Origin of the sequence: Streptomyces sp. ALB3 (assembly GCF_044385685.1) — a bacterium.
GTDB lineage: Bacteria > Actinomycetota > Actinomycetes > Streptomycetales > Streptomycetaceae > Streptomyces.
The window spans coordinates 651,296-665,545 of record NZ_JBISCE010000003.1; the positions used below are offsets into that span (position 1 = coordinate 651,296).

The 14,250-nt window shown below is 72.1% G+C and carries 8 protein-coding genes and 1 pseudogene; 5 read left to right on the forward strand and 4 right to left on the reverse strand.

From position 1 onward, the window contains the following. Nucleotides 1–54 precede the first annotated feature (54 nt). The gene (ku, locus tag ACHFIV_RS04880) at nucleotides 55–1,185 is read left to right on the forward strand and encodes a non-homologous end joining protein Ku (protein ID WP_398963895.1); all 1,131 of its coding nucleotides are present in this window, start codon (nucleotides 55–57) and stop codon (nucleotides 1,183–1,185) included. Nucleotides 1,186–1,219: 34 nt separating this feature from the next. On the opposite strand, the gene ACHFIV_RS04885 is transcribed toward ku, so the two are convergent. The 4 genes from ACHFIV_RS04885 to ACHFIV_RS04900 form a co-directional block, all read right to left on the reverse strand. Continuing rightward, nucleotides 1,220–2,893, reverse strand: a complete 1,674-nt coding sequence (locus ACHFIV_RS04885; RefSeq protein WP_398963898.1) for a hypothetical protein — start codon at nucleotides 2,891–2,893, stop codon at nucleotides 1,220–1,222. Between the two features lie 199 nt (nucleotides 2,894–3,092). Continuing rightward, nucleotides 3,093–3,500 (reverse strand): XRE family transcriptional regulator, encoded by a 408-nt coding sequence (locus tag ACHFIV_RS04890; protein WP_398963901.1) that lies wholly within the window; start codon nucleotides 3,498–3,500, stop codon nucleotides 3,093–3,095. Between the two features lie 663 nt (nucleotides 3,501–4,163). Next, the gene (locus tag ACHFIV_RS04895; protein WP_398963904.1) at nucleotides 4,164–4,844 is read right to left on the reverse strand and encodes an RES domain-containing protein; all 681 of its coding nucleotides are present in this window, start codon (nucleotides 4,842–4,844) and stop codon (nucleotides 4,164–4,166) included. 238 nt (nucleotides 4,845–5,082) lie between these two features. Then, complete coding sequence (locus tag ACHFIV_RS04900) at nucleotides 5,083–9,465, reverse strand: hypothetical protein (RefSeq protein WP_398963907.1); 4,383 nt, start codon at nucleotides 9,463–9,465, stop codon at nucleotides 5,083–5,085. A 116-nt stretch (nucleotides 9,466–9,581) separates the two neighbouring features. On the opposite strand from ACHFIV_RS04900, the gene ACHFIV_RS04905 reads away from it, so the two are divergent. From ACHFIV_RS04905 to ACHFIV_RS04920, 4 genes and pseudogenes are all read left to right on the forward strand, one after another. Beyond that, a complete protein-coding gene (locus tag ACHFIV_RS04905) occupies nucleotides 9,582–11,069 on the forward strand; it encodes a lipase/acyltransferase domain-containing protein (protein ID WP_398963910.1) in 1,488 nt (495 codons plus the stop codon). A gap of 268 nt (nucleotides 11,070–11,337) precedes the next feature. Beyond that, nucleotides 11,338–11,607, forward strand: a pseudogene (gene glyA / locus ACHFIV_RS04910) (serine hydroxymethyltransferase); the annotation flags it as partial. Between the two features lie 365 nt (nucleotides 11,608–11,972). Next, nucleotides 11,973–13,157: a nuclease-related domain-containing protein gene (locus tag ACHFIV_RS04915; RefSeq protein WP_398963913.1), complete on the forward strand. Its 1,185-nt coding sequence runs from the start codon at nucleotides 11,973–11,975 to the stop codon at nucleotides 13,155–13,157. 82 nt (nucleotides 13,158–13,239) lie between these two features. Then, entirely contained in the window at nucleotides 13,240–14,199 is a 960-nt protein-coding gene (locus ACHFIV_RS04920) for a D-2-hydroxyacid dehydrogenase family protein (protein WP_398963916.1), read from the forward strand. The last annotated feature ends 51 nt before the right edge of the window (nucleotides 14,200–14,250 follow it).

Here is a 14,250-nt window from a genome sequence, read left to right on the forward strand (position 1 = left end):
AAGAATCACATGAAATCGTGCTGATGAGGATGTGTCGGGCGTAAGGGGTGCACGGTGAGGTCCATCTGGAACGGCTCCATCTCGTTCGGTCTGGTCAGCATCCCGGTCAAGCTCATGAACGCCACGGAGAACCACGCGATCTCCTTCCGGCAGATCCACCTATCCGACGGTGGCCGGATCCGCTACCGCAAGGTCTGCGAGCTGGACGAGGAGGAGGTGCCCGCGTCCGACACCGTCAAGGCGTACGAGGACGCCGACGGCACGGTCATTCCCGTGACCGACGAGGACCTCGCCTCACTCCCGCTCCCCACCGCCAAGACGATCGAGATCGAGGGGTTCGTGCCGGCCTCGGCGATCGACCCCCTCCAGCTGGACTCCGCGTACTACCTCTCGGCCAACGGCGTACCGGCCGCCAAGCCGTACGCCCTGCTGCGTGAGGCGCTGAGGCGCAGCGGCAAGGTGGCCGTCGCCAAGTACGCCCTGCGGGGGCGGGAGCGGCTCGGGATGCTGAGGGTGGTCGACGAGGTGATCGCGATGCACGGCCTGCTGTGGCCGGACGAGATCCGCGCCCCGGAAGGCGTCGCCCCGGAATCCGGCGTCAAGGTCCGTGACGCGGAGCTCGACCTGGCGGACGCGCTGATGAACACGCTGGGCGACGCGGACATGGACACCCTCCACGACGACTACCGCGAAGCCGTGGAGGAGCTCGTCGCGGCCAAGGCGGCCGGTGAACCCGTCGCGGAGGAGGAACCCGGGAAGCCCGAGGGCAAGGTGATCGACCTGATGGCGGCGCTGGAGAGCAGCGTGCGGGCGGCGAAGGAGTCGAAGGGGGACAAGGGGGACGAGGGCGACGGCGAGGACGCCGACGTCCATCAGATCGGAGGCCGCAGGCCCAGGTCCGGTGGAGGCCGGAGCGGCGCCCCGAAGAGGACGGCGCGCACGGGCGCGGGCAAGCAGGCCGCGCGGGAGACCGCTCCGAAGAAGGCTCCCGCGAAGAAGGCGGCGGCTGCGAAGGCCCCCGCGAAGAAGGCCCCCGCGAAGAAGGCCCCCGCGAAGAACGGGGCGGCGAAGGAGAAGCCCGACGGGAAGACGGCCGCCAGGAAGACCACGGGGAAGAAGACCACGGGGGAGAAGACCACGGGGAGGAAGACGGCCCCGGGCGGCCGGAGGCGCACCTCGGCCTGACGCGGGACCGCCCGCGTAGGCCGAGGCTCGCCCCTCAGCGCGCGGAGGCCGGTTTCAGCAGGTCGGACAGGTCGGGCACGGTGGGCAGGTCCAGTCCGTACCTGTCTCTCTCCACGACGTACGTGCAACTCGTGTAGGTGTAACCGGACTGGACGCGGGAGCCGGAGGAGTAGCTGTCCACGGCCGCCGTCGCCCCTGTGCCGTGCTTGTACAGGAAGTGGTACTCGCCCGCCGGGAGGCGCAGCCGCGCCTTCGGAAACGACGTGCCGCTCGCCCGGCAGGCCCCGGCCGAACCGGCGGCCTCGCTGCTGAACCGCTCGCAGCCGTCGCAGGGCTTCAGCTTCACCGTGCCGGTGACCGGCCCCGTGTACAGCACCTCGACGTCGTTGGGGGCGCCGTTGCTGATGACGAGTTCCATCCGGGCGCCACCGGGCCTGCCGCTCCCGGGCAGCCGCTTGCCGGCGGAGGGACGGTCCTCGGCTATCTCCGCCGCTGTGGCGATGTCCCGGGCGTGCTTCTCGCGCCCGTCCTCCTTGTAGGTGTCCGCGAAGTCCGTCAGGGTCTGCCGGGCTTCGGTGAACCGCTTGTCCTTGAACTCGTCCACACCGCAGGCGAAGACGCCGTCCCGCACGGCGTCACGGGCCTGCCGCCCCAGCGAGGGCAGCGAGGTCACGGGCAGTTCCGCGACCAGTGTGCTCGTCCGGCGCAGCTGATCGGCCACCGTGCAGGGCTCCGCGCCCTTCAGCCCCGCCGCCTGCCGCCGGATCTCCCCGCTGACGGCCGGACCCACCTGCCCGGCCTGCGCGGACTCGGGGAACGTACGCAGGAGCGTGCCCAGCTCCTTGCCGCCGGAGTCCGTCGTCGTGCCGCCTAGCCGGGAGACACCGCAGTCGTACAGGGCCTCCGCCAGCGGGGTGTCGGGCCAGCCGGCGAGGTCGCCGAGCAGCTTCCGGTCCACCGTGCCGGGTACCGTCCGCAGATAGGTCAGGGGCTCGACCGCCTCGCAGTGCTTCTCCGCGCGGTACGGCGTGGCGACGGCGGCGTAGAAGGCCTCCAGGCGCTCCGGCACGAGGGTCGCTGCACGCGATCCGGGGTGGTCCACCGCCAGTTCCCGGTAGAGGGTCAGGGCGTACCGGTAGTCGGGCCCGGACAGGAGGAACGAGCTCTTCGCCGCCTTCGCCACCAGGTCGTCGGCCTCCTCCAGCCGGCCGAGCAGCTCCTGCTCCACGGCTTCGTCCCGCGCGGAGCCGTAGGCGACCGTGCCGCCCACCGGGACGGCCAGCAGGAGCAGTCCGAGCACCGCCGCCAGGACCGGCCGGGGCCACCGGCCGGCATCCGAGCGCAGGGCGATGCGGGCCGCGTCGGCTCCCGCGAGGACGAGTAGCAGGAGATAGGCGGCCACCAGGGCGGCGGGCACCCCGTCCGGATCGGCGGGCAGCGCGACGAGCAGGAGAAGGGCGGTGGCCGCCCAGCTCACCGCGGCGCGGCCCCGGCGGCGCACCAGGACGTGGCCGAGACCCAGGCCGGAGAGGCTCAGCAGCCCGGCGGCGACTGCCCGCGGTATCGCCCCCGGTGGCGGCGGTCCCGCTGCCGGAGGCCGGGCCGGGGCGGGCGGCGGCTGAGCGGCACCCCAGGAGTGCTCCGGCACGGTCTCCCACCCGGTGCCTGGTCTGGGCTCCGGTGTCTCCGACTGATCGCGTGATTCCATCACGGCCCCCCGCCTCCGAACCTCGTCAGGTCCCGGGACTCTGCCCGTGTACGTGCGCGTTCACGCGCCCTTGGGATGTCCGCGTGCTAATGGTGCGAGATGGTGCGGCTGAGGGTGATCCGTCGGGGTGTGCTGGGGAGCGGCGCGGGCGCTTCGACCGCCGCAGGCCGCGGACAGTGTGCCGCGGCCTGCGGCGGGATCAGCAGCCGTCGACGTACGCCCGGGCGGCGACCATGACGTCCTTGAAGCGGCCGTCCGCGATGCACTGGGCGGGCGTCTCGTCCTCGAGCTGTGGGTTCATGCCGATCATCCAGGCGCGAGCGGTGTGGTTGTCCTCGGCGCTCTGGATGACGTGAAAGGTCTGGAGGGCCGCGCGGAGCCGCTCTTCGGCCTCATCGCGGGGCCGCGTGTCGCCGGCGGCCCACTTGCTCACTTGCCGAGGATCACTGACCCGGGTGATGCGCGCGGTGATGCGCGGCCCGAGATTCTCCTGCAGGAAACGCGCGATCTCCGCGATGCGCATACGCGTGGTCGTGCCGTGCGCGATCTCGGCGAGGTCGGTGCTCCTGGGCGTATGCGTGACGGTCTGCGTCATGGTGGTGGTCATAGGGGTCTCCCTCGTTGTCATGGCTGCACGCCTTGGAGGGCGGTCGCGTGCCGGACGACGGGTGATGGGCATGGGCGGTGTGAAGGCACCGTCAGGCGCCGCGTGCCGAATGCCGGTGGGGACGCGGGAACCTGAGCCAGGTACGGGGAACGCTTCTTGGTACGCACCCGCGGGGAAGCGTGACCGCGACGGGTGGGATGAGCTGGTGTGCGCCAGCTCTTCAGTCTCGATGCCTGCCGGTCGTCGGAGATCCGGTGCATGGAGGCTGGCACGCGGCCGTGACGATGCGACGGCCTGCGCTTCGGTGCGGCCGCAACGCACAGAAAGGCGGCCTTGGGGACGCGCCTAAGCCGGTCCTCTGCTCACTCATGATCGAACCCCCATCTGAAGAAGATGCATTTAGACTACCCATCAAGTCTGTTCAACTCCACCGGTTTGACTGTTGTTTCAGACACGTAAAGCGGTGTCAAGTTGACCCCCGGCGCGGTGTGTTGGAGCGATGACCTGCTGATTCCGCCCTGTGGTGAATGGTCCGGGCAAGATGGGCGCGCAGAGATGTTCACCTCTTTGGGGCTAGGGCGTGACTTGCCATCCGGCGCTTCCCTAGTGCTTTCTCTGTGGGTTTCCGGTGGTTTTCCGACCTGAGCCCATCGGAACGGGACGTCATCGCAGGCGCAGGTCGTACTCCCGCACCACTCTGCGCAGCGCCGGGTCCTCCGGGAAGATCAGGTTCGACTCGATCCGGGTGAACGCCACGTCGTTGTAGACCGCCCAGCACTGGTGCATGCCGAGCCGGGACCGGTAGGCGATCCCGTGGATGAGGCGGCCGCCCTGTTCGGGTTCCCGTTGGCTGATGGCCCATGCGGAGATGGCGCGGGTGATTTTCCGGTTGAAGCCCTCGATGTGGTTGCGGGCCAGTTTGTCCACCCCGTTGAGCGTCAGCGTGTCCCTGAGTTCGTCGGACAAGGTCGTCAGAGTGCGCTCGTCGTCGACGTCCAAGAACCTGGCGTCCTTGGACAGTGCTAAGCGCTCCAGCGTGTGTCGAGTCGGCCAGTCGGGGGGAACCAGGTCGGGTGCGTCCTCCCAGTCTGCGGCCGCTAGGTCGCGCCAGTCGGGATGCACGCGGAACGGCGCGAGGGCTTCGGCCAGGCAGCCGTCCTGTTCGGAGGCGCAGTAGAGAGTCCCGTACCCCACCAGGCTCCATTGGTTCCCGGCGGAGCTGTCCGCGTCGTCGCGGCTGATCTGCTCGTACCTGAGCGGTTCACGGACCTTTCCGAGCCGCCATACGCCCCGCTCGGGTGCGGGGATCAGCCTGACATCGGGCTGGTCTCCTCGTGCGGTCATGAACGGCTCCTCACTCGGGTGGACGGCGCGCGGGGGCGTCGGGACTTCATGCTGCTGGCCGGCTCGGGCGACGGATCGTCCCAGGAGCGGAACTGCCGGTCGGGCCGGCTCCGCGTAAAGCGACAGGCTCATACGCGGGACGATCATTTTTATGCCCGCTTCGCTCCTCCGTCGCCTACGCGAGGGAAGGAACAGGGGCGCACACAAGCTTCCGGGGGGCGCACACCCGGGTACCAGGTCAAGGTCTGAGCTCCCTGACATCCAGGTCCATGACGACAGCCCCGGCGTGTCCGGCCACAGCGAGGGTGACGTGCCCCGATTCCACTTCGGAAGGGTGTGCCGCGATCGTGCGAACGGGCACGGTCATGGCGAGCCGCAGGAGGGCACGGCCGGTTGCCGCGTCCCAGATCCGCAGCGTCCCGTCCTGTGACGCGCCGGCGACGAACGGACCCGCGCCCTCGGTGGACCATGTGGCCAAGGCGTCTACGGAAGCGGTGTGACCCAGCAGAGGGGGAGAGAGCGGCTGTGCCGTCAGCAGGTCCCAGAGCCTGACCGATCCGTCGCTTCCCCCGCTCACCACATAGGGCGGCAAACCTGCCTGCGGGTGCGCGTTGACCGCCAGGGACTCGACCATTCCCTGGTCACAGGCGATCACGGCTGTCGGAGCATTGTCGTCGACGCTCCAGAGACGCACGGTGCCGTCCGAACTGCCGGAGGCGAACCAGTCGTTGTTCGGTCCGGAAGCCGCCGCCACCGCCAGGACGGGCAGCCCGTGAGCATTCCACATGCGTCTCAGCGCCGGTCCGTCGAGATCCCACAGGGCGACCCGGTGGTCGCGTCCACCGCTGAGCACGACCTCACGGCCCTCGGCGGTGGTGCAGGACGCGAGACAGGTGACTCGCTGTGTGTGCCCCTTGAGTCTCACGGCAGGGCTCCTGCGCGCGACCGCGTCCCACAGGCGGACGCTGTGGTCGGGCGCCGCCCAGAGCAGGGTCCGGGCCGAAGGGCGTCCCGCCCAGGTGAGGGCGGGCAGTTCCCTTCCGCCCCCGGTCGTGAATCCGCCTTCTGTCTCCCCCGTGTCCGGGTCCCACACGGTGACCGACTCCGCGGTGGCCACGGCGAGCAGGGGAGTGCCTCCCCCGCCGGCGCTGAGAGCGGCGACCGCGGGGGGCTGGGCGCCGGTTCCGCCGCCGTTCAGGGAACGGGACAGCGCAGCCTGGTCCCACAACCGCACCGTCCTGTCCTCGGCTGCCGAGGACAGGACGTCCTCCCCCGACACCTGGAGGACGGCCAGCGCCGTGACCGGGCCCGAGTGCCCCGCCAGGCGGCCGGCCGGCCGGGTGCCGCCGGTCTCCCACAGGTCGATCACGCCTCCGTTGGCCACCGCGAGTACATGTCGCTCGCCGACTCCCAGCGCGCACAGAGCGGTCACGGGCCAGCCGGTGCCGCCGAGGACCGTCCGCCCGCCCGTGGTGACGTCCCACACCATGACGGTGCCGTCGGCGTGCCCGGTCGCGACCTGACCCGGGCGCCGGGTGACTGCGAGGACCCGCAGCGCCTCGCCGGCAGACTCGGGTAGGGGCCACCTGTGGAGGACCTCGCCCGTGGAGGGCGCCCGCGCGGTCAGTGACTCGCCGGCGGTCACCAGGAGCAGACTGCCGTCCTCGCGGCGGACGGTGGTGACGCAGGCTCTGTTCGACCGGCCGGCCGATGCGAGGGTACGGACACCGTCCGCCTCGCTCCAGCGGGTGAAGGTGCCGTCCCCTTTACCGGACACCACCACGGGAAGCCCGTCGCCGTCCAAGTACCCCGTCACGTCATCGGCCCAGTCGGTCCCCGGGGCGCCGACCTGTCTGACGAGGGTGCCGGTGAGCATCTCTCGGATCCGTACGGTCCCGTCCCCGCTCCCCGAGACGAGGATGCTGCCGGAGGGGTGCCGGACGCTCGTCAGGGAGCGCACCGCGCCGTCATGTGCGAGCAGCCGGTCACCGACGCGACCCCCGGTGGTGGGATCGATGAACTCGATCCCACCGCGGTCGTCCCCGGCGGCCAAGAGCGTCTCGCCGTCCGCGTCGACGACGGGTGCGAGGGCCTGCACGCGGTGCCCGACAGCGGCGAGGACGTTGCCGGGCGGCGTCCACCGGGACCATACGACCTCCAGGCAGGATCCCGGTGGCGCCGAACTTCCGGGCAGCCGGGAGCGGGGAACGCCGGGGTGGTTCAGCGCGGTGTGCGCCAGGTGCAGGCCGGCGAGCCGTGACGTCGCGTCCGCCCGCGTCGCGTACGGCTCGATGACGGCGTACGCCTCCAGCCAGCCGCGTGGTCCGCCGCCCGTGGAGGAGCTGAGCAGCCCGCGAATGCTTCCACTCGTCTCCCAGGGCAGTACGCACACCGGCACGTGTGCGTCGTCCAGGACTCCGCCCAGCCGGGCGTGCTCCGCGAGGTGGCGCCGGATGTACGGGGGAGGCGGATCCCCCTGTGTCCGCTCCGAGGTGCGTGCCAGGGCGGTGCTGATCGCGGCGTGGATGGCCCGCTCGTCCGCCGCGCCGGACGTCTGCGCCTCGGCGTGCGGCTCGCCTCGCACCCCGTCGTCGCCACCGTCGGTCCCGTAGGTCCACGGCGGCATCCGTCGCAGGACGTCGGCCAGGCGCGCGTGAGCGGGGCGGTACACGATGCGCTCGTCCTCGGCGTCATGGCTCAGGTATCCCGACAGCGAGCTGTGCAGAAGCCTGTCGATCTTGCCGTCGGCCCCGGTCAGCGGGTGGCCGAGAATCGCTCCGGCAGCGGCTGGCCAGACCTCCCCCCAGGCCAGGCCCCGGCCCCGCGCGAACGCCGTCGCACGCAGGAGCGCGAGCGCCTCCGAGGGGGGCAGGTCGGCCGCGGCCGCGCGTAGGTCGGCCAGCAGGAGGCCGGCCGTGCCACCGGCCAGCTGGGCCAGCCATTGCCGGTCGCGCAGCAAGGACGGCCCACCCACGCGGAGTTGCTCCGCGGCACGCTGGGCGTCCAAGAACGAGGGCTGGACCTGCCGGGCCACGAGACCCGCCGCCTCGGCACGCTCCGGCTCGCTCCAGCCCTCCGCGTTCGCCAGCAGAGCGCGCGTGTACCGCTCAATGTCGTTAGCCGTGCCCTCGCCGTCGGTCCGGAGCTCCCGGGCGGCGGGGAAGGCGGCATGCAGCGCCGACGTGAGACTCGTCCCCCGGAGCCCTGCAGGGGCGAGGGGGCCGGGACTCGAACTGCGCACCCCGAGCAAGAGCCGCACCCCGCGCCGACCGGATCCCCGCACCGTCGGGCCGGTCTGTTCCGGTACGAGGGCCGGGGGCGGCTCCGGTGCGATCAGGGCGGCCAACGGGGCCAGAACGTCGCTCACGCAACGGGCCGGGCTCAGTGCCTCGTCGACGGAGTCCACCACGATGGTGACCACGGCGGCGGAGTCCATGACGAGCGCGCGCAGATTCGCCTGCCCCTGGCGGACGTCGCCCTGCTCCAGGCGTCGCTCCCGCGCCCCGAGGGCGGCGCAGAGGGCTTCCAGGAGGTCGAACGAGCTGCGGTTCCGTGCGCTGACCGCTGCGGTGATCGCACCAGGGGGAGGCACGGCCGCTGCCGGAGAATCACGTACTGCCGCGCTGTAGCTCTCCGAGAACCGGAAGCCTGGCGCGCTCAGGGTCACCGCCCGGCCGAGCACCGCCGACTTTCCGCTCGCTGCGGTGCCGGTGACGATCAGGACGCCGGGTGGCCCCTGGAGGAACCCGGCGACCTCCCGGTTCAGGTCCTCTCTGCCCGAGAAGTACCAGCCGGTGTCCTCCGGACTGGGGCGGCCGCTGGCCTTCTCCAGCCAGTGGCCGGGTTCCGGCTCCCCGGGCCCTGGGCATCCCGCTTCCCCGCTGCCCTCCAGCGGCGACGCCAGAACCTGGTAGGCGGGATTGGGGATCGCGGGGGTCGGGGAGTCGAGGCACGCCGTCAGGAGAGGACGGGGGCCTTCGATCCTCCGGTGGTCCCTCATGTTGACGGTGTCGGTGGCCGCCCTCAGCGCCTCCATGAACTCGGCCATGGACAGATGGGGGCGGGTGATCCCGCCCGCCCTCCGCGACCATGCGTGGGCCTCCCGGAGGATCGTGGCGAACTCCAGGCCCAGCACCGCCGTACGGTCACCGGTGGTGGCGAGTACGTTGAGCCGGTTCCTCTGCTCGCGGCCCGGTGCCAGGTCGCGCATGGAGGCAAGCAGTTCGCTGCCGATGCCGGCCGCCTCGCACAGGTTGACGATGACCAGGACGTCCTGGGCGCAGGAGTCCAGGGCGGCGACGACGATGTCGCACGTGGGCAGGGCCGTCGCCAGCAGACGCCCGCGGTCCGTCTCCGGCAGGAGCAGATAGTGCCGTGATCCCGCACCGGCCAGGCCGTGCCCCGTGACGAAGAGGACCAACGGCACGTCCGGCTCCGTGTCGCGCAACTCGGCGCCCTCGAGGAAGAGTTCGACGTCGTGTCGCCGCTGCGGCTCGCGCGTCTCCACGACGTCGAAGCGCGCCCCGGGGGGCTGACCGGCCTGCCACCAGGCGCGCACGGCCCGCAGCTGCTCGTCGATCGCGGCGTCGAACGCCTGCGTACCGTCCCTGACGGCCAGCATGGTCAGGAGGCCGGCCGGGGCCGATCCCTGTCCCCGCGCGGCTGCCGACTGTCGAGGCCGGCCGGTTAACTCGATCTCCACCCGCTCCCCCCGCATCGTCCCTATTCTGCACAACCATGGACCGTCCGCAGCACCGAACCTCGATTCCGCAGTCCGCGTACGAGCGGCCGCTTCCCGAGCGGGTCACTCAGGACGCCGTGGTGGTCGTACCGGGCATCATGGGCAGCACGCTCATCGACTCGGTGACGGGGCGTCACCTATGGGGTCTGGGCGGGGCTTCCTGGTACCTCAAGGCGTGGACCCATCCCAGAGGGCTCCAGGATCTGCACATGACCGAGGACGAGCTCGAAGGGAGGACCGGCCGGATCAGGGCGACCGGACTGCTCGCCGCGACGGCGTGGACGCCCTATCTCCGCGGTCACGAGCCCTACACCGCCTTGATCGAGCGCGTCAGGAAGTGCGTGGCGCACGAGGCGGCGATCCTGCCCTTCGCCTACGACTGGCGGCTGCCCGTGGCAACCAACGCACGGTTCCTCGCCGAAGCGGCCCGCCGGCACCTGAGCGCCTGGCGGGACCACGAGGCGCACGACCGCGCGCGCCGGCACCGTGTGGACGAGCGCCCCGGCCGTCTGGTCTTCGTCGCCCACTCCATGGGCGGACTGGTGACCCGGGCCGCACTGGACGGCGGCCACGACAGCGACCTGACGGCCGATACCCGGGGAGTCATCACTCTCGGTACGCCCTTCAGCGGCGCGGTCGAGGCCGCAGTCATCCTCAACACGGGGCGCGGGGCACCCGTGCCGCTACCCCGGCGCAAGCTGCGTTCGCTGTGCGCCACGATGCCAGGCCTGCACGACCTGCTGCCCCGGTACAGGAGCGTCCGCGAGGACGACGACGTCCGTCACCTGACGCCCGGGGACGTGGCCGACATCGGAGGCAGCGCCGAACTGGCCGCTCAGGCGCTTGACTTTTACGCGGACCAGCGCCGGGTGGAACTGCCCGACCACCGGTCCGTGGTCGGGATCAACCAGCCCACCTCGCAGAGCCTCACCATCCGGGACGGCCGGGTCGAAGCCTTCCCCGACGGCGTCCGGCAGAACAGTGACGGCACCTTCATCCGGGACCGGTACGACAGGTTGCGGTACTTCACCGTGCAGGGGGACGGCACCGTCTACAAGGAATCAGCGGAGATCACCACCGCCGCGACGACCCTGCCCGTGCAGCACGGCTCGCTCGCCGTCGAGGACACGGCGCTCGACGCGGTCGAGGAGATCCTCTCCGAGGACACGCATCTGGGTCCGCCGCAGGGGCAGTTCGGTTGCGGCCTCACAGCCCCGGACATGGCGGAGGCGGGCAGCACGTGGACCCTGTCCCTGAGCGGGGTCGATTCGTTGGCCGGCCTCACCTGCCGCATCCAGGAAGTAGGGGATCCGAGCACCGCCCGTGAACTGCCGCCCGGGTGGATGGATGGAGGTGTCGGTGTCCGGGTGACCGTCGCCACGCCCGGGCTGCACCGGGTGGAGGCGCGGACCCGGGACGGGTTCCGGGTCACCCAGGTCGTCCTCGTGACGGACCCCGCGCTCCGGCTGGAGGAGGCGCCCTGAGGCCTTCGCCCAGGGAGACGCGCCGGACCCGGGCCGGTGCTCCGGACGGCTGCGCTTCCGGGCGCCACCGGAGGAGGGCTTCGGGGGCCTCCGGCACGCTGTCGCGACGTGCCTCCCCGCAGTAGGGTGCCGAGTGCCGCGACTGGCGCGTGCCCGGCAGGGCGCTTCCGCGGAACCGACCACGAGGGAGCGGCACACCTCGGGCACGCTCCGGGGCGTCATCGCCGGAGGGCCGTCCGCCTGGGCCATCCGGGTCCATGTCGCCCACGTGCGACCGACCCGGGAGGACCCCGTGGCCGTACAGCCGTCCGATATCCGCCGTCCCGCCCTCGCAGCGGCCGATCCGGAGTTCGCCGCCTTGGTGAACGCCGAGGAGCGGCTCCAGGCGGACGCCCTGCGCCTGATCCCCAGCGAGAACTACGTCTCCGCCGCCGTGCTGGAGGCGCCCGGCACCGTCCTGCAGAACAAGTACTCCGAGGGGTACCCCGGCAAGCGGTACTACGAGGGCCAGCAGGTCATCGACCAGGTGGAGACGCTCGTCTTCGATCCGTCCGGCATCCGCGTCGGCACCCCCGCTCTGACGTCCCGGGGCATCCCCGCCTCCCAGATGGGGGCGGTCGCGCAGTGGATCGACCTCGTGGTCGACGCCGCTCGTACAGGTGACAAAACGACCGTTTCCAAGGTCAGGGACGAAGTGAGGACCATGATGGACGCCTACCCGGCGCCGGGCCTCCCCCTGGTCTGACCGGGGCGCCGGAGCAGCGCGGGGCACAGAGGGCCCGCACTGCTCCGGAACGCCGCGGTCCCGATCCCGCGCGCCCGCTCTGCGCCCTGTGCGGGGGCCGGACCGCCGTACAGGCTGGGGGGACGGGGATGGCCGGAGGGGTGAACAGAGGGGGCACGATGCAGGATCTCAAGGTCACGTCATGGCAGCTCTTCGGACACGACCGGCTCTACGTGAATCTGCCGGACGGGACGGCGATCGGATGGGCGGACCGGGGCAGCGGCACGATCACGGTCCTGCACCCGCGCTACCGCGACGCCGTGACCGACGCGCTCGCCCGCCAGGTCCCGGACCTGCCGGCCCTCGTCGGCGAGGACGCTCCGAACGGGCCGCCCGCACCGCGCGTCCCGCCGCCGGTCCCCCGCATCCCGCCGATGAGGGGGATGCGGAAGCGGAGTGCCCCGAAGGCGACGGGGTCCGCTCCGGAGCAGGCACCCGCGATGGCGCCCGCCGCCGTGCCGGCCCCCGTGGTCGAGCCGTCCGAGCCGGTGGCAGCCCCAACCGTGGAGCAGCCGGCCGCCGCGCCGGACTCCGTGACGGCGCCCGGCCCGGCGGCCGGTCCCGCGCAGGCCGGTGCGGAGCGGGCCGCTTCCCGGCGGGCCGTGCCCGAGGAGGAGCCGGCCGGGGCGCGGACGGAGGAGCCCGGGGCGCGAGGGCGCCGGAGGCCGGCCGTCCTGCCCGCGCTGACACCCGCCGACGACCTGGCGTCACGGCGCCCGGGGGCCGGACTCCGGGAGCAACTGGGCGAGACCGGGGCCGGGGCGCTCGTACGGGCGGCCACCGGGGCGCTGCGGCGGCACAAGGACGTCGACCCGCGCCGCGGCGCCCTCGCGGGGGAGCGGCGGGTCGGGGCCGAGCTCAAGCGGCTGACCCGGCACGGCTGGAGGGTCCTGCACTCCGTGCCCCTGCCCGACGGCACGGAGATCGGTCACCTGCTCATCGGCCCCGGCGGGGTGTTCACCGTGAGCACCGATCACCGGCCCGGGGCAGCGGTACGCATCGAGGACGGCACGCTGCGGATCGGCGACGGCGCCCCGCAGCCCTACGACCTCGGCGGGGGGCGCGCCGCCCGGTGCGCCCGGGCGGCCCTGGAGGCGTACTGCGCCTTCGACGTGCCCGTGCAGACCGTGCTGGTGTTCACCGGCGTCACCGAGCTGGAGGTGGTGACCGCCCCGGCGGGTGTCCGCGTCTACCGGGAGCGCCAGGTGTCCGCCCTCGCGCCGACGACGGGAGTGCTCACCGCCACCCAGGTGGAGCGGGTCTACGACGTCGCGCGGAACGGGGCGGCCTGGCTGGACGCGTGAGCCAGGGGCGCGGCCGGTAGGTTGCATGGCGCTGCCGAAGTGCGTTGCAGCGCCATTGCCGTGCCACCGAACGGGAGAGACCATGAGACTCCGCTGCGCCGTGCTCGACGACTACCAGTCCGTCGCGGCCACCGCCGCCGACTGGTCGCCCGTCGCCGACGACGTCGACGTGGTCAGCTTCGCCGGGCACTGCGCCACCGAGGACGAACTCGCCGCACGACTGGCCGAGTTCGACATCGTCGTGACTCTGCGGGAGCGTGTGCCGTTTCCCGCCGGCCTGATCGGGCGGCTGCCCCGGCTCCGCCTGATCGTCGCCTCCGGCATGCGCAACACGTCCATCGACCACGCCGCCGCCGAACGGCACGGAGTCACCGTCTGCGGCACCCGCAGCTCGGCCACCCCGCCCGTGGAACTCACCTGGGCGCTGCTGCTCGGCCTGGCCCGCGGAATCGTGACCGAGGCCAACGCCCTGCGGAACGGCGGCCCCTGGCAGTCCACCGTCGGAGCCGATCTGCACGGGCGGAGGCTGGGCGTCCTCGGGCTGGGGAAGATCGGCGCCAGGGTCGCCGCGGTCGGTCGCGCCTTCGGCATGGACGTGCTGGCCTGGAGCGAGAACCTGACCCCGGAGCGTGCCGAGGAGGCGGGTGCGGCCCTCGCCGTGTCCAAGGACGAGCTCCTGGAGACCAGCGACTTCGTCTCGGTGCACCTGGTGCTGAGCGAGCGCACCCGTGGGCTGCTGGGCGCAAGGGAACTCGGACTCATGCGCCCCACCAGTTACCTGGTCAACACCTCCCGGGCGGCGATCGTCGACCAGGACGCGTTGCTCGACGTCCTGCGCCGGGGAGCCATCGCGGGCGCCGGTGTCGACGTGTTCGACGTCGAGCCGCTGCCGGCGGACCACGCGATGCGCAGCGCGCCGCGCCTCCTGGCCACACCGCACCTGGGCTACGTGTCACAGGCCAACTACGCGGCGTACTACGGCGACGCGGTGGAGGACATCCGCGCGTACCTCGACGGAGCACCCGTCCGGCGGCTGGGCTGAGGTGGTGCCGCATCCCCGCTCCCTCGCACGGTCCGGTTCACCGGCGGCCAC